General features: G+C 65.0%; 14 protein-coding genes, 1 tRNA gene and 1 pseudogene. 8 read left to right on the top strand and 8 right to left on the bottom strand.

Features of this window, described 5'->3' with window-relative positions; genetic code table 11:
- Nucleotides 1-166 precede the first annotated feature (166 nt).
- Nucleotides 167-242 (bottom strand) — tRNA-Thr (locus AB5S05_RS19265).
- Nucleotides 243-438: 196 nt separating this feature from the next.
- The gene (locus AB5S05_RS19260) at nucleotides 439-1281 is read right to left on the bottom strand and encodes a CvfB family protein (protein ID WP_369289144.1); all 843 of its coding nucleotides are present in this window, start codon (nucleotides 1279-1281) and stop codon (nucleotides 439-441) included.
- A 314-nt stretch (nucleotides 1282-1595) separates the two neighbouring features.
- On the opposite strand from AB5S05_RS19260, the gene AB5S05_RS19255 reads away from it, so the two are divergent.
- Nucleotides 1596-1784, top strand: coding sequence for a PFL_1563 family small protein (locus AB5S05_RS19255; RefSeq protein WP_369289143.1), 189 nt, complete (start codon nucleotides 1596-1598; stop codon nucleotides 1782-1784).
- 133 nt (nucleotides 1785-1917) lie between these two features.
- Here the strand turns inward: AB5S05_RS19255 and AB5S05_RS19250 are convergent, their stop codons facing one another.
- The gene (locus AB5S05_RS19250) at nucleotides 1918-3066 is read right to left on the bottom strand and encodes a PQQ-dependent sugar dehydrogenase (protein ID WP_369289142.1); all 1149 of its coding nucleotides are present in this window, start codon (nucleotides 3064-3066) and stop codon (nucleotides 1918-1920) included.
- Between the two features lie 270 nt (nucleotides 3067-3336).
- Between AB5S05_RS19250 and AB5S05_RS19245 the strand changes: the two genes are divergently transcribed.
- Nucleotides 3337-4317 (top strand): zinc-dependent alcohol dehydrogenase family protein, encoded by a 981-nt coding sequence (locus AB5S05_RS19245; RefSeq protein WP_369289141.1) that lies wholly within the window; start codon nucleotides 3337-3339, stop codon nucleotides 4315-4317.
- A 46-nt stretch (nucleotides 4318-4363) separates the two neighbouring features.
- Here the strand turns inward: AB5S05_RS19245 and AB5S05_RS19240 are convergent, their stop codons facing one another.
- Nucleotides 4364-5716, bottom strand: coding sequence for a DEAD/DEAH box helicase (locus tag AB5S05_RS19240; RefSeq protein WP_369289140.1), 1353 nt, complete (start codon nucleotides 5714-5716; stop codon nucleotides 4364-4366).
- Between the two features lie 170 nt (nucleotides 5717-5886).
- Here AB5S05_RS19240 and AB5S05_RS19235 point away from each other — a divergent pair, with 170 nt between their 5' ends.
- Nucleotides 5887-6303 (top strand): anti-virulence regulator CigR family protein, encoded by a 417-nt coding sequence (locus AB5S05_RS19235; RefSeq protein ID WP_369289139.1) that lies wholly within the window; start codon nucleotides 5887-5889, stop codon nucleotides 6301-6303.
- A 20-nt stretch (nucleotides 6304-6323) separates the two neighbouring features.
- Here AB5S05_RS19235 and rarD read toward each other — a convergent pair whose 3' ends face one another.
- From rarD to AB5S05_RS19215, 4 genes are all read right to left on the bottom strand, one after another.
- Nucleotides 6324-7217, bottom strand: a complete 894-nt coding sequence (gene rarD / locus AB5S05_RS19230) for an EamA family transporter RarD (RefSeq protein WP_369289138.1) — start codon at nucleotides 7215-7217, stop codon at nucleotides 6324-6326.
- Nucleotides 7214-8086 carry a carboxylate/amino acid/amine transporter gene (locus AB5S05_RS19225; RefSeq protein ID WP_369289137.1) on the bottom strand — a complete coding sequence of 291 codons (873 nt, stop codon included), beginning with the start codon at nucleotides 8084-8086 and terminating at the stop codon, nucleotides 7214-7216. The genes rarD and AB5S05_RS19225 overlap by 4 nt, the downstream gene beginning before the upstream one ends.
- Nucleotides 8087-8306: 220 nt before the next feature.
- A complete protein-coding gene (locus AB5S05_RS19220) occupies nucleotides 8307-8906 on the bottom strand; it encodes an FMN-dependent NADH-azoreductase (protein WP_369289136.1) in 600 nt (199 codons plus the stop codon).
- Nucleotides 8907-9068: 162 nt separating this feature from the next.
- Complete coding sequence (locus AB5S05_RS19215; RefSeq protein WP_369289135.1) at nucleotides 9069-9383, bottom strand: 3-phosphoglycerate kinase; 315 nt, start codon at nucleotides 9381-9383, stop codon at nucleotides 9069-9071.
- A gap of 85 nt (nucleotides 9384-9468) precedes the next feature.
- Here AB5S05_RS19215 and AB5S05_RS19210 point away from each other — a divergent pair, with 85 nt between their 5' ends.
- The 5 genes and pseudogenes from AB5S05_RS19210 to AB5S05_RS19195 all read left to right on the top strand — a co-directional run bounded on the left by AB5S05_RS19210 (nucleotide 9469) and on the right by AB5S05_RS19195 (nucleotide 13870).
- Nucleotides 9469-10347, top strand: a complete 879-nt coding sequence (locus AB5S05_RS19210) for a PA3225 family LysR-type transcriptional regulator (protein ID WP_369289134.1) — start codon at nucleotides 9469-9471, stop codon at nucleotides 10345-10347.
- A gap of 115 nt (nucleotides 10348-10462) precedes the next feature.
- Nucleotides 10463-11068 (top strand): annotated as a pseudogene (locus tag AB5S05_RS22255) (cache domain-containing protein); the annotation flags it as partial.
- A gap of 120 nt (nucleotides 11069-11188) precedes the next feature.
- Nucleotides 11189-12478, top strand: coding sequence for a methyl-accepting chemotaxis protein (locus AB5S05_RS22250; protein ID WP_500181112.1), 1290 nt, complete (start codon nucleotides 11189-11191; stop codon nucleotides 12476-12478).
- 16 nt (nucleotides 12479-12494) lie between these two features.
- Entirely contained in the window at nucleotides 12495-13322 is an 828-nt protein-coding gene (locus tag AB5S05_RS19200) for an alpha/beta fold hydrolase (protein ID WP_369289132.1), read from the top strand.
- On the top strand, nucleotides 13316-13870 hold the full coding sequence (locus AB5S05_RS19195) for a peptidylprolyl isomerase (protein WP_369289131.1): 555 nt from the start codon (nucleotides 13316-13318) through the stop codon (nucleotides 13868-13870). The genes AB5S05_RS19200 and AB5S05_RS19195 overlap by 7 nt, the downstream gene beginning before the upstream one ends.
- Nucleotides 13871-13916: the final 46 nt, after the last annotated feature.

Below are 13916 nucleotides of genomic sequence, written 5' to 3'. Positions count from 1 at the left end.
TGGGGGCTGAGCTGGCCTAGTTGAGCCAGCCAGTGGTGAAAGGCTTGAGTATCCATGAGCGGCAGACCTCCCGAGCGGATGCCTGCCTTTCAGATTAGTTCTTGCAACACATCATTGGGACATAGCCAAAAAAAAGGCCACCTCTCTGAGGTGGCCTTTTGCTATCTGGTGCCGGAGATAGGAGTCGAACCTACGACCTTCGCATTACGAATGCGCCGCTCTACCAACTGAGCTACACCGGCGAAACCTTACTATAACCTTCTTAACCGAATCAAACTAACCAAAGAGCCCCGATTTGCTGGGGTTCTCGGAGGGTGACCCTCTACTTACGAATGACGTGCTCTACCAACTGAGCTACAACGGCACGCAGCCTGCGCATTATTCATGGGAGTGGGCGGTCGCTCAAGCTGGTTTTGCAATTCCCGGGCGCAGCACCGCTCAGTCGTCCGCCAACTCGATGCGGTCGGCATGGATCACTATCCGCCCCTGCTTGTACAGGCCGCCAATGGCTTTCTTGAAGTTGCCCTTGCTAACACTCAGCAGCGCACTGATGGCCTCCGGCGAACTCTTGTCACTGAGCGGCAGGGTGCCGTGGTGCTCGCGCAGCTTGGCGATGATCTGTTCGCCGAGGCCAGTGGCGGCATCCTGCCCGACAGGCTGCAAACTCAGGCTAATCTTGCCGTCGGCGCGCACCTCCCGGATATAACCTTTCTCCTGCATGCCACTGCGCAGAAACTTGAACAGCTCGTTCTTGTGGATCAGGCCCCAGTGCTGGCCATTGATGATCGCCTTGAAGCCCATATCGGTCGCCTCGACCACCAGCAGATCGACTTCCTGGCCGACCTTGTAGGTGGGCGGCAGCTTGTCCAGGTAACGATCCAGGCGCGCCGTGGCGGTAATCCGCTTGCTGCGCTTGTCGACAAAAACGTAGACCACGCAGTAGTCGCCCACCTGCAGCGGACGCTTTTCCTCCGAGTGGGGCAACAACAGGTCCTTGGGCAGCCCCCAATTGAGAAACAAACCGACGCGATTGATATCCACTACTTTCAGGCTGGCAAATTCACCCACCTGAACTTTCGGTTTTTCCGTAGTGGCAATTAACTTGTCGTCGCTATCCAGATAAATAAATACATTCAGCCAGTCTTCCACCTCACTCGGCGAATCCTTGGGGATATAACGCTTGGGCAACAATATTTCACCGTCGGCGCCACCATCCAGATACAAACCAAAGTCGGTGTGTTTCACGACTTGCAAACAATTCATGCGTCCAATAAGCGCCATGCTGCCCTACCCTCGTTACCAGGCCGTCATTCTACCCGAGAAGGCGACTGACTTTCTCGCTGTAGAGGGCCAAGCACCATGCCACAGAGCCGATCCGACCAACGGGAATCGGCGCGCCGGCGCAGGCTAGGACGCCCACCAAAGCCTGCATGAGCACCTGATAAAACAAGGGCTTATTAAAGCTGTGCGAGAATCGAGCTGGTGCCTGCAAGGTTTTTTCGCGCCCCCAACGAGCGCGGTCGAGCATTATTTATCAAGCAATTGTCAAGCAATTGACGTACAATCGGCGGTCAAATTAATTTATATATAGGTTAATGGTCGTCATGCGCGTAAAAGCCTCCAACAGCAAACCGAAACCCGCTCCCGCTGTCGAAACCAGCGCCTCGATCGATGCGCAGATCGCCGCATTCCTGAGCGCCGGCGGTGAAATTCAGCAGATCGCCAAGGGTGTCAGCGGCCAGGTATACGGTACCTCCAAGCAGATCACCATCGGCAAGAAGTAAGCCACTGCCGCCCTTGCCCTGCAGCGCTTTGCCTTCGACAAAGCGCTGGGTCAACCACTCCCGCCCGATTCGCCCGAATCAAGGGCACCCCCCCGACCTCTTCACCGCGATCACCTCATGTCGTGGCAGCCCGTCACTTCGGCTGCAGGCCCAGGCGCAACAGCCGGCCGTTGTCTGAGTCGGTCAGCAGGTAGAGGTAGCCATCGGGGCCCTGGCGCACGTCGCGTATGCGCGCAGCCAGCGATTCCAGCAGGCGCTCCTCGTGCACCACCTCATCGCCAGACAGGCTCAGGCGGATCAAGGCACGCCCGGCCAAAGCGCCGATAAACAGGCTGTGCTGCCAGGGTGCAAAGCGCTCGGCGTCATAGAACGCCATACCACTGATGGCCGGTGACTTCGCCCACACATAGTGCGGCGGCTCGGTACCGGGAACCACCTTGCCGCGGGCCTCGGGAATCGGCAGAAACGTATAGTCGATTCCATGGGTGGCGATTGGCCAGCCGTAATTCCTGCCGGCCCGCGGGATATTGATCTCATCGCCACCACGCGGGCCGTGCTCATGAATCCACAGCTGCCCGGTCCACGGATTGAGCGCCGCGCCCTGCGGGTTGCGATGGCCATAGGACCAGACTTCCGGGCGGGCGCCGGGTTGGCCGACAAAGGGGTTGTCGCTCGGCACGCGACCATCGCGCCGCAGACGCACGACCTTGCCCTGCAGCTTGTCCAGCGCCTGGGCGGTGGGACGCTGGTTATTCTCGCCGAGGGTGATAAACAGATGGCCGCTGCGGTCGAACACCAGTCGCGAGCCGAAATGCACGCCGGTGGACAGCTTCGGCTGCTGGCGGAAGATCACCTCGAAGTCGTCGAGGCGACGGTTGTCGGCCGACAGCCTGCCACGTCCGACTGCGGTCCCGGCATTCGGCCCGTCGCGGCGCTCGGCGTAGGCCAGGTAGACCCAACGATCGCGGGCGAAGTCCGGGGAAAGCGCGACATCCAGCAGTCCACCCTGGCCGCGGGCGAATACCTTGGGTACGCCGACAATAGGCTCGGACAACTCGCCCTCAAGCGTCGCCAGACGCAAGCGCCCCGGCCGCTCGGTAAGCAACAGGGACTGTCGATCCGGCAAGAACGCCAGGCTCCAGGGATGCTCCAGGCCCGTCAACAGGGTCGTGACCTGCACAGTGCCCAACTCGCTCGGGTATTCGCGCGCCTGGCCGGCCGCCGGCGCCAGCAATATCAGCACTGCCACGCCCAAGACCCACCGCGCTCTGCTATGCCACATCGACACCTCCTTGCCGGCCGCCAGCGATCGCTGCGACTACCTTCACCGGCCGGCCCCGTGGTCGTGCCTGGGCCTGCTGGCCGCCGTGCCCCGATCGCCAAACTTGGCGCCCGCCAAGCAGCGACACCTGCAGATTAGCCTCCCGAAGTGCCCGGCGGGGACGTGCATGTCGACCACGGGCATCACCCAGGGTAATAGCGGGTAATTCGTCGCCTCTTGGCGACACGGGTCTAGACTGAGCGCCACCCCACCATCGACCTGGAGAAGCTCATGCTCAAAGCCGAATATCAGCATCGCGGCCCGGTGCCGCAAGATGTAATCGCCGCCGTCGACCTGCAGCTGCCGGCGCCCGCTGCCGACCAGGTGCGCGTCAAGGTACTGGCCGCGCCGATCAACCCCTCCGACGTGCTCACACTGACCGGCGAATACGGCATGCTGCCGCCCTTGCCGGCGATCGGCGGCAACGAAGGCGTCGGCCGCGTCGAGCAGCTGGGCGCCGAGGTCAGCAACCTGAAGGTCGGCCAGCTGGTGTTGCTGCCGGTCGGTTGCGGCACCTGGGTCAGCCACCTCAACGCGCCGGCCAACAAGCTCATCCCGCTGCCGGAAGGCGACCCGCAGCAGCTGGCGATGATGACCGTCAACCCGCCGACCGCCTCGCTGATGCTCAGCCAGTTCGTCGACCTCCAGCCGGGTGACTGGGTGATCCAGAACGCAGCCAACTCGGGGGTCGGCAGCTACCTGATTCAGCTGGCCAAGCTGCGTGGCTTCAAGACCATCAACGTGGTGAGGCGTGAATCGGCCGTGGCCGGCGTCGAGGCGGAAGGTGGCGATGTGGTGCTGGTCGACGGCCCCGACCTGGCCAAGCGCGTGCACGCCGCTACCGGCGGTGCCAAGGTGCGCCTGGGGATAGACGCGGTCGGCGGCGAAGCCACCGACCACCTGGCCGCCAGCCTCTGCGAAGGGGGTGTGCTGGTCAACTACGGCATGATGAGCCGTCAGCCCTGCCAGGTATCACCCGCCTCCTTCGTATTCCGCGACGTCACCTTGCGCGGTTTCTGGCTGGCCAAGTGGTTTCAGAACGCGACCCCGGCCGAGCAGATGAAGGTATTCGGCGAGCTGACCCAGCTGATTGCCAGCGGCAAGCTGCACACCCGGGTCGCGGCTACCTACGATGTCAGTCAGATCAAGGAAGCAGTGGCCGCGGCCGCCAGCGGCGAGCGCGGCGGCAAGATCCTGATCGTGCCCAAGTAACCCCCGGCTAGGCTATCCGCCCGCCTGCGGGCGGGCGGACTCCGAGCTACTCCGCCGCCGGCTTGCGCCGCTTCAGCGGCGCCAGGCCATCCTGGCTGACCAAGGCCGGTGCCTCGCTCTTCGGTTTGTTGGCGGTATTGCGCTTGCTCGGCGACTTGGCCGCCGGTTTCTTCGCGCCAGCCTTCTTGCCGGTCTTGACGTCGGTCTTTTTCTTCTTGGTGCCGGCGGCTTTGCCGGACGCCTTGAGGTTCTTCGGCCCCTGGTAGCTACCCTTCAGCTCCTTGATGGTGCGCCGCTCGAAACGCTGCTTGAGGTAGCGCTCGATGCTCGACATCAGGTTCCAGTCGTTGTGACAGATCAGCGAGATCGCCAGCCCCTCGCCACCGGCGCGGCCGGTACGGCCGATGCGGTGCACGTACTCGTCACCCGAGCGTGGCATGTCGAAGTTGATCACCAGGTCCAGGCCGTCGACATCCAGGCCGCGGGCCGCCACGTCGGTGGCCACCAGAATCTTTACCGCGCCCTGCTTGAGGCGGTCGATCGCCAGCTTGCGGTCCTTCTGGTCCTTCTCGCCGTGGAGCACGAACACCTTGAACTCGCGGGCGACCAGCTTGCCGTAGAGACGGTCGGCCTGGACCCGGGTGTTGGTGAAGATGATCGCCTTCTCGTAGGTCTCATTGGCCAGCAGCCAGTCGACCAGCTGCTCCTTGTGGTAGTTGTGATCGGCGGTGATGATCTGCTGGCGGGTGCCTTCGTTGAGCTGGCTGACCGCATTGAGCTGCAGGTGCTGCGGCTCCTTGAGCACCTTGGCGACCATCTCGCGCAGCCCGGAGCCACCGCTGGTGGCGGAGAACAGCAGGGTCTGGTGCGGCCCCGAGCAGGCTTCGGCCAGGCGCTGCACGTCTTCGGCGAAGCCCATGTCGAGCATGCGGTCGGCCTCGTCGAGTACCAGCACCTCGACCTCGTCGAGCGGCAGGTTGCCGGCGTTGGCGTGCTCGATCAGCCGGCCCGGCGTACCGATCAGGATATCCACCCGGCGCAGCATGGCCGCCTGCGACTTGAAGTCCTCGCCACCGGTGATCAGCCCGGCCTTGAGAAAGGTGAACTGGGAGAAACGCTCGACTTCCTTCAGGGTCTGCTGGGCCAGCTCGCGGGTCGGTAGCAGAATCACCGCACGCAGGCTCATGCGCGCCTTGGAGGTGCCATCGCCGAGCAGGCGATTGAGCATCGGCAGCACGAAGGCGGCGGTCTTGCCACTGCCGGTCTGGGCGATCACCCGCAAGTCTCGCCCCTGCAGTGCCGGCGGAATGGCCGCCACCTGCACCGGGGTCGGCTCGGTAAAGTTAAGCTCGGCCACGGCTTTCAGCAGGCGTTCATGCAGGGCGAATTGGGCAAACACGGGGACAACCTCGACGGTGAACAAAAAATCAGCTGCATAGCGTAACGGTTTCCAGCGCCGCAGCCGAATTTGTTTGTGCCAGTACCCAGAATGAACGCCCGCCCCCTTGAACCAAACCGGCCAAGCGCGCTCCAATCAGCACGCCCCCCCTCGAGGCTCTGGAGAACGCTATGCCCCAAACTTCCCGCACCCTGCTGCTGTGTTCCGGCCTGGCCCTCGCCCTGGCGACACAGAGCACACTCGCCGCCCCGAAGCACGACAAGGCGGACAAGCACGCCGGCGGTCACGACAGCGAGCTGCAGGTGCAGCTCAACGGACCATCCATCGATATCGGCCGGGTGCGCATCGTCCTTGGCGACCACCGCCAGGAGATCGGCCAGACCAGCACCTTGCCGCCGGGCATCGCCAAGAACCTGGCACGCGGCAAGCCGCTGCCACCCGGCATCGCCAAGAACTTCGACGGCCGCGTGGCCAGCCAACTGCCGCACTACGATGGCTACGAGTGGAAACGAGTCGGCACCGACGTGGTGCTGGTGGCCGTCGCCACCGGGATCGTCTACGAGGTGCTGCGCAACCTGCTGGACTGAGTGCTCATCGACGGCTTCGGCTAGATGCGGCGCGCCTGCTTGTGCAGCAGGCGCGCACTGTCCCAGCCGACCAGGATCACCGCCAGCCAGATCGGCAGATAGGTCATCCATTGCGCCGGGTTGAACTGCTCGCCGAGAAACACCAGCGACACGGCGAACAGCAGCACCGGCTCGACATAGCTGAGAATGCCGAACAGCCCCATCGGCAACAGCCGGCTGGACGCCATCATCGCGGCGAAGGCCAGGGTGCCGAGCAGGCCCAGACCTGGCAACAGCCACCACAGCTGCGGCGCCTGATCGAACACCCCCGGCGTCCCCCAGGCGACGATCAACCACAGAGCCAGGGGCGCCAGCATCAGCATCTCCAGAATGAATCCAGATAGGGCATCCAGGCGCATCCAGCGTCGCAGCATGAAGTACGGCGGATAGCCCAGGGCCGTGACCAGGGTCACCCAGGAAAACGCCCGGGTCAGCCACAGCTCATGCAGCACGCCAACGACTGCGCACGCCACAGCCACCTTCACCAGCGGCCGCAAGCGCTCGCCATAGAACACCCGGCCGGCCAGCACCATCGCCAGCGGCAAAAGAAAGTAGCCCAGCGACACATCCAGCATGCGCCCGGCCAGCGGCGCCCAGACGAACAATCCCCACTGCACGCCGATCAGCAGCGCCGACAGCGGCAGGGCCGCCAACAACAAGGGCTCCTGGCGCAGGCGCCCGAACACCGCGAACAGGACCGTCCACTGGCGGCTCAGCGCGACCAGCAGCAGAATCACCGGTATCGACCAGAGCACCCGCTGGGCGAACACCTGTATCCCGTCCAGTGGCTGCAATTGCTGGACATAGCCGGGGATCAGGGCGAACAGCGCCGAGGCCAGCAGCGACAGGGCCACGCCGCGCCCGGACAAAATCATCTCGCCACCGCCTGGGCTGCTGGCGCCGCGCCGAGCCGGGTCAGGCACAAGGACGCACCAATCACCGCACCGCCCAGGCTCAGTCGCCACAGATCGGCGTCGCGATTCCACAGCAGCAGGTTGACCAGCAGGCCGGCCGGCACCAGCGCATTGTTCATCACCGCCAGGGTGCCGCCATCGACCAGGCCGGCGCCCTTGTTCCACCAGTACAGCCCCAGTCCCGAGGCCGCCAGCCCCAGCCAGACCAGCACGCCCCACTGCAGGGCCGTGGCAGGCAGTCGCGACCCGTCACCGAACAGCAGGAAAGCTGGCAGGGCGACCGCCAGCGCACCCAGGTAGAAGTAGCCGAAGCGCCGATGCTGGGCAATGCTCGAGGGATACCGAGCCAGCAGGTGCTTGTAGCACACCTGGCCGGCGGCGAAGGTCGCGTTGGCGATCTGCAGCAGAAAGAAGCCGAGGTAGAAGTCCGCCCCGACCGGCTCGTAGCGGATCAGCCCGGCCCCGGCCACCGCAATCAGCGCCGCGAGCAAGGCCCAGGGATTGAAGCGGCGGTTGAACACGTCCTCGATCAGGGTCACGTGCAGCGGCGTGAGCACGGTGAACAACAGCACCTCGGGCACGCTGAGCACGCTAAAACTCAGGTACAGGCAGACGTAGGTGACGCCAAACTGCAGCGCACCGATCAGCAGCATGCCGCGCACGAAGGCCGGCGACACGCCGCGCCAGCGGGTCAGCGGCAGGAACACCAGCCCGGCGATCAGCACCCGGGTCAGCACGGCAAAATAACTGTCGACCTGGCCGGCCAGGTACTCGCCGATCAGACTGAATGAAAAGGCCCACAACAGGGTCACGAACACTAGATAACGCATGGCCACCTCGCACCAGGGCGGCGACCTTAACGCGTCATGGGGACTTTGAACAATCGCGCCCTCACGCTGGCGAGCGCCAGCGGCCTTTCACTTGCCTCAAAGGCCCCAATTAACCGGCGGCAGGCAAAAAAAGGCCCGGCCAACCAGGGGAGCGGCTGACCGGGCAGTTGCGCACCCAGGAGCGAGGGCGCGCGAAGTGAAGGGTCCTGCTATTTGAATATTAGGCCACTTGAGCCAATTGCGCCTTGGCCACGGCCAGGCCTTGCTCGCTGTGCTCGCCGCCCAGGTTGAGCCCCTCGGCATGGATGAAGCTGACGTCGTGAATGCCGATGAAGCCCAGGGCCTGGCGCAGGTAGGGCTCCTGATGATCCATGCTGCCGCCGGCATAGATGCCGCCGCGGGCAGTCAGAACGAAGGCACGCTTGCCGCCGAGCAGGCCCTGCGGGCCGTTCTCGGTGTACTTGAAGGTGACGCCGGCGCGCAGCACATGGTCGAGCCAGGCCTTCAGGGTGCTGGGAATGGCGAAGTTGTACATGGGCGCGGCCAACACCAGCACGTCGGCGGCCAGCAACTCGTCGGTCAGCCGGTTGGACAGCGCCAGCGCAGCCTGCTCGGCCTCGCTCTGCTGCTCGGCCGGGGTCATCCAGCCACCGAGCAGGTTGGCGTCCAGGTGCGGCACCTGCTCGACGGCCAGGTCGCGGACGCTGATCCGGTCGTCCGGATGGGCGACCTGCCAGCGGTTGATAAACTGCTCGGTGAGTTGGCGCGAGACCGAACCCTGTTGACGGGCGCTGCTTTCGATTACCAGTACTTGAGCCATGTTTGCTACTCCATCGAGGGGTTGTTGAGCATCGATGGGCAGAGAATAGAGAGACATAACTCGATTAAAAAGCGCAATAATCCGCTCCAATCAATCGACAAAGTTGATTTATTGCCTCCCCGCCATTAGGCTCAGAATGCAGGCAACAGCGGACGCTTCGCTCTATTGCAGGCCACAGGTCAGCTGCACGCGCAGCTTGATGATACTGCGGGCGAACTTGATCGACAGGGTGGCGCTTTGCCCGGCCTGCAGGGCCGCTTTGCGGGTGCGCGGCGCTTCCGGACCATTACGAAATACGGCGGTGCACTGCGCGCCACTCTGGCCATAGTTATAGAGCTGGATCGCCCCGATGTTGTGATCGACCTCCTGCGTGGAGGCAGAGACTTCGGCGCCATTGAGCTGTTTTTCCAGCTCGATCGGGTAGGCGAAAGCGCCTAGCGGCAGCAGGGCGATCAGCGCGCAACAGAGTTTTTTCATGGGGTGGTCTCCGACAGGGGGCTGCCAGTTTAGGGGGTGTTCGCCGCCGTGTGCACCCGGCGACTCGCGTGAATGGGAGAGGATAATGAAAGCGCCCCGCGTAACCCTGGATCAATGGCGCACGCTGCAAGCGGTGGTCGACCAGGGTGGTTTCGCCCAGGCCGCCGAGGTACTGCACCGCTCGCAGTCCTCGGTCAGCTACACGGTCGCCCGCATGCAGGAACAACTCGGCATGCTGCTGCTGCGCATCGACGGGCGCAAGGCGGTACTGACCGAGGCCGGCGACGTGCTGCTGCGGCGCTCGCGGCAACTGGTCAAGCAGGCCAGTCAGCTGGAAGACCTCGCCCATCACATGGAGCAAGGCTGGGAAGCCGAGGTGCGCCTGGTGGTCGATGCCGCCTACCCCAATGCCCGCCTGGTTCATGCCCTCACCGCCTTCATGCCCCAAAGCCGTGGCTGCCGTGTACGCCTGCGCGAGGAAGTCCTCTCGGGGGTCGAGGAAGTACTCAAGGAAGGCACGGCCGACCTGGCCATCAGCAGTCTGAACATTCTCGGCTTTCTCGGCACGGAACTGGGCACGGTGGAATTCATCGCCGTCGCCCACCCCGATCACCCGCTGCACCGGCTGCAGCGCGAGCTGAGCTTTCAAGACCTGGAAACCCAGATGCAGGTGGTCATCCGCGACTCCGGCCGCCAACAACCGCGCGACGTCGGTTGGCTCGGTGCCGAGCAACGCTGGACGGTCGGCAGCCTGGCCACCGCCGCCAGCTTCGTCAGCAGTGGCCTGGGCTTCGCCTGGCTGCCACGCCACCTGATCGAACGCGAACTCAAGGATGGCCTGCTCAAGCCGCTGCCGCTGGACCAGGGCGCACGGCGCAATCCGGTGTTCTTCCTGTATTCGAACAAGGACAAGCCGCTCGGCCCGGCCACCCAGATACTGGTCGAACTGCTGCGCAGCGGCTAGGCCGAACGCTAGCGAGAGCGCCCGCTGGTCGCTCGGACTTTCCGACCAGTGAACTCAAGTGCGCGACAGCGGGGACGATAGCGAGTGATCGACCACCCGGAATGCCGGAGCCCCTATGCCTCTCATGCCCGTTCGCCTGTCGCAACGCCTGACCCTGGGCAGCCTGCTGCTCCTGCTGCTCACCGCCCTGGCGGTCTTCGCCGTGATGGCCCTGCGCGGGCAGCCGCGGGTGGTGGCCACCAGCTCACAGCTGATCGAACAGACTGGCAGCGCCATTGTCCGCCAACTGGCCCTGCAACTGGCCGGGATCGAAGGCGTGACCGCCAGCCTGGCCCACCTGGCCGAAGTGCTGCCCAAGGACGAGGCGCTCTACAGGGCCAGCCTGCCCAACCTGATCGACAACCAAGGCGATGCCGCCATCGCCGGCGGCGGCATCTGGCCGGAGCCGAATGCCTTCAGCGAGGGCGTGGCGCGGCGCAGCTTCTTCTGGGCACGCGGCAGTGCCGGCGCCCTGGAGTACTCCGACGACTACAACGCGGCGGACGGCCCCGGCTACCACAATGACGCCTGGTACAGCGGTGCCCGCAGCAGCGCGGCCGGTCGCTGCCTGTGGTCGGAGGCGTATCAGGACCCGGTGACCGGCGTGCCGATGGTCACCTGCAGTGTGCCCTACCAGCAGGGCGGCCGCTTCGCCGGGGTCGCCACCCTCGACCTGCGCCTGGATGACCTGGGCAAGTTTCTCGGCGCCCAGGGCGGGGTCACCGGCGGCTATGCCTTCGCCCTCGACCAGGCCGGCAACGTGCTGTATTTCCCCGGCGCCGAGCGCGCGTCCGCCGGCGATATGCTGTCGTTCCAGAAATTGAGCACGAACCAGCCCTGGCTTGCGCCGGTCGCCGCCGCGCTGGCCAGGCCTGCGCCAGCCGGCGAGGTGCGCAACCTCGATCTGGACGACGACGGCCAGCTACAACAGCCCAGCCGCGTCAGCCTGTTCAGCATGCCCGGCAGCGGCTGGACGATCGGCCTGGTCACCCCGCAGGAGCGCGTCACCGGCCTGGCCCGCGCCCTGACCTGGGAGATCCTGCTGTTCCTGTTGCCACTGCTGGCCCTGCTGTTGTTCTTCGCCTGGCTGGCCGGGCACAAGTTGATCGCCCAGCTGGAAGAAACCACCGCCCAGATCGACGCCCTCGGCCAGGGCCAGGGGCATGACGGCGGCGCCCTGCACATCGAACGGGCCGATGAGATAGGCGCCCTGCGCGCGGCGGTCAACCGCTACGCGGGTCAGTTGCGCGCCATGCTGCAGACCATCGCCGGCGAGGCCCAGCGCCTGCAGACCGAGGCCACTCAGCTGGCCAAGCTCAGCCACACCCTGGCCGGACGCGCCGAGCAACAGCGCCAGGAGAACACCCAGCTGGCCGCGGCCATCACCGAGATGTCCTGCAGCGCCCAGGAGGTGGCGAGCAACACCAACGACTGCGCCCAGACCGCCCAGCAGTCACTGGGCATCGTCCAGCAGGGTCAACTCAAGGTGTCGGCCAACAGCCAGTCGATCCAGGCCCTTTCTGGCGAAATCGCCGGCGCCGCCCAGGTCATCACCCGCCTCGAACAGGACAGCCAGCAGGTCGGCGCGGTGCTGGATGTGATCAAGGCGATCTCCGAGCAGACCAATCTGCTCGCCCTCAATGCCGCCATCGAGGCGGCGCGGGCCGGCGAGCAGGGCCGCGGCTTCGCCGTGGTAGCCGACGAGGTGCGCACCCTGGCCGGCAAGACCCAATCCTCGGCCAACGAGATCGGCACCATGATCGCCACCCTGCAACAGGCCTCGCGCCAGGCGGTGCAGGCCATGCAGGCCGGCGAGGCGCGCACCGAACATGCGGTGGGCGAGGCCGAAGGCGCCGCCGAGGCGCTGTCGAGCACGGTGACCAGCTTCGAGGACATCTCCCAGCGCGCCCAGCAAATCGCCGTCGCCGCCCAGCAGCAAAGCCATGTCACCCAGGAAATCAACGAATTGGCGGTTCGCATTCACGCCATCAGCGAGGATAATGCCCGCGACGCCCAGGCGCTGAGCCAGGTCAGCGAGGCCATGGAGGCCCTCTCCGGACGCCTGGCCTCGCTCAGCGGGAGCCCGACATAGCGCACAAGGAATCGGCATGTCCTTCTTCGACAACGATGGTTGCCAGCTGCACTACGAACAGTTCGGCCAGGGCGCGCCTGTCGTGCTGGTCCACGGCCTGGGCTCCAGCACCCGCGACTGGGAATACCAGATCGCCGCGCTGGCCAGGCGCTACCGGGTGATCGCCCTCGACCTGCGCGGCCACGGCCGCTCCGACAAGCCCCGCGAGCGCTACAGCATCGCCGGCTTCGCCGCAGACGTGGCGGCCCTGATCGAGCACCTGGCCCTCGGCCCGGTGCATCTGGTCGGCATCTCCATGGGCGGGATGGTCGGCTTCCAGATCGGCGTCGACCATCCGCAGTTGCTCAAGAGCCTGTGCATCGTCAACAGCGGGCCGGAGGTCAAGGCCAGGAGCTTCGGCGACTGCCTGGAGATCGCCAAGCGCTGGAGCCTGTCGCGCCTGCTCAGCCTGGAGACCATCGCCAAGGGCCTGGGCCGGCTGCTGTTTCCCAAGCCCGAGCAGGCCGAATTGCGGCGCAAGATCGAGCAGCGCTGGCTGCAGAACGACAAGCGCGCCTACCTGGCCAGCCTCGACGCCATCATCGGCTGGGGCGTGCGGGAACGCCTGGGGCGCATTACCTGTCCTACCCTGGTGATCGGCGCCGACCACGACTACACCCCGGTGGCGCAGAAGCAGGCCTATGTTCGCGAGCTGCCCAATGCGCGCCTGCTGGTGATCGAGGACTCGCGCCACGCCACGCCACTGGATCAACCGGAATGTTTCAATAGCGCCCTGCTGGCCTTTCTCGACGAAGTCGAGCAGGCTGCTGCCACTTCCCCCAACAAGGATCGACAAGCATGCTGAAAAAACTTGCCCTCGCCGCCTGTACTCTCGTCTTCGCCAGCAGCCTGCTGGCCGCGGAAAAACCCAAGGTGCTGCTGACCACCAGCCTCGGTGACATCGAGATCGAACTGGACGCGGAGAAAGCGCCGGTCAGCGTGGACAACTTCCTCGGCTACGTGGACAGCGGCTACTACGCCGGCACCCAGTTCCATCGGGTGATCCCCGGCTTCATGGTCCAGGGCGGCGGTTTCGACGCCGATCTGCAACAGAAGCAGACCCGCGCGCCGATCAAGAACGAGGCCGACAACGGTCTGCACAACGTGCGTGGCACCATCGCCATGGCCCGCACCCAGGTGCGCGACTCGGCCACCAGCCAGTTCTTCATCAATCACAAGGACAACGACTTCCTCGACCACGGCAGCCGCGACTTCGGCTATGCGGTATTCGGCAAGGTGGTGCGCGGCATGGAAGTGGTCGACAAGATCGCCCAGGTGCCCACCGGCAACCGCGGCGGCTACCAGAACGTGCCGCTCAAGCCGGTGCTGATCATTGAGGCCAAGCGCCTCTAACCCGCAGTACAGAGCGGCGGGCCCCAGAGGCCCGCATCGTTCCACC

The sequence above is a fragment of the Pseudomonas zhanjiangensis genome (assembly GCF_041027545.1).
Classification (GTDB): Bacteria; Pseudomonadota; Gammaproteobacteria; order Pseudomonadales; family Pseudomonadaceae; genus Aquipseudomonas; species Aquipseudomonas zhanjiangensis.
The sequence above is the reverse complement of the archived record's forward strand: the minus strand, read 5'-3'. Positions and strand labels throughout refer to the sequence as shown.

Coding starts and splice junctions, on each gene's coding strand:
- AB5S05_RS19260 (WP_369289144.1), bottom strand. CDS start 1,281: ATGGCGCTTATTGGACGCATGAATTGTTTGCAAGTCGTGAAACACACC.
- AB5S05_RS22250 (WP_500181112.1), top strand. CDS start 11,189: ATGCTGTCGTTCCAGAAATTGAGCACGAACCAGCCCTGGCTTGCGCCG.
- AB5S05_RS19210 (WP_369289134.1), top strand. CDS start 9,469: ATGAAAGCGCCCCGCGTAACCCTGGATCAATGGCGCACGCTGCAAGCG.
- AB5S05_RS19255 (WP_369289143.1), top strand. CDS start 1,596: ATGGTCGTCATGCGCGTAAAAGCCTCCAACAGCAAACCGAAACCCGCT.
- AB5S05_RS19215 (WP_369289135.1), bottom strand. CDS start 9,383: ATGAAAAAACTCTGTTGCGCGCTGATCGCCCTGCTGCCGCTAGGCGCT.
- AB5S05_RS19220 (WP_369289136.1), bottom strand. CDS start 8,906: ATGGCTCAAGTACTGGTAATCGAAAGCAGCGCCCGTCAACAGGGTTCG.
- AB5S05_RS19225 (WP_369289137.1), bottom strand. CDS start 8,086: ATGCGTTATCTAGTGTTCGTGACCCTGTTGTGGGCCTTTTCATTCAGT.
- AB5S05_RS19200 (WP_369289132.1), top strand. CDS start 12,495: ATGTCCTTCTTCGACAACGATGGTTGCCAGCTGCACTACGAACAGTTC.
- AB5S05_RS19250 (WP_369289142.1), bottom strand. CDS start 3,066: ATGTGGCATAGCAGAGCGCGGTGGGTCTTGGGCGTGGCAGTGCTGATA.
- AB5S05_RS19195 (WP_369289131.1), top strand. CDS start 13,316: ATGCTGAAAAAACTTGCCCTCGCCGCCTGTACTCTCGTCTTCGCCAGC.
- AB5S05_RS19245 (WP_369289141.1), top strand. CDS start 3,337: ATGCTCAAAGCCGAATATCAGCATCGCGGCCCGGTGCCGCAAGATGTA.
- AB5S05_RS19235 (WP_369289139.1), top strand. CDS start 5,887: ATGCCCCAAACTTCCCGCACCCTGCTGCTGTGTTCCGGCCTGGCCCTC.
- rarD (WP_369289138.1), bottom strand. CDS start 7,217: ATGATTTTGTCCGGGCGCGGCGTGGCCCTGTCGCTGCTGGCCTCGGCG.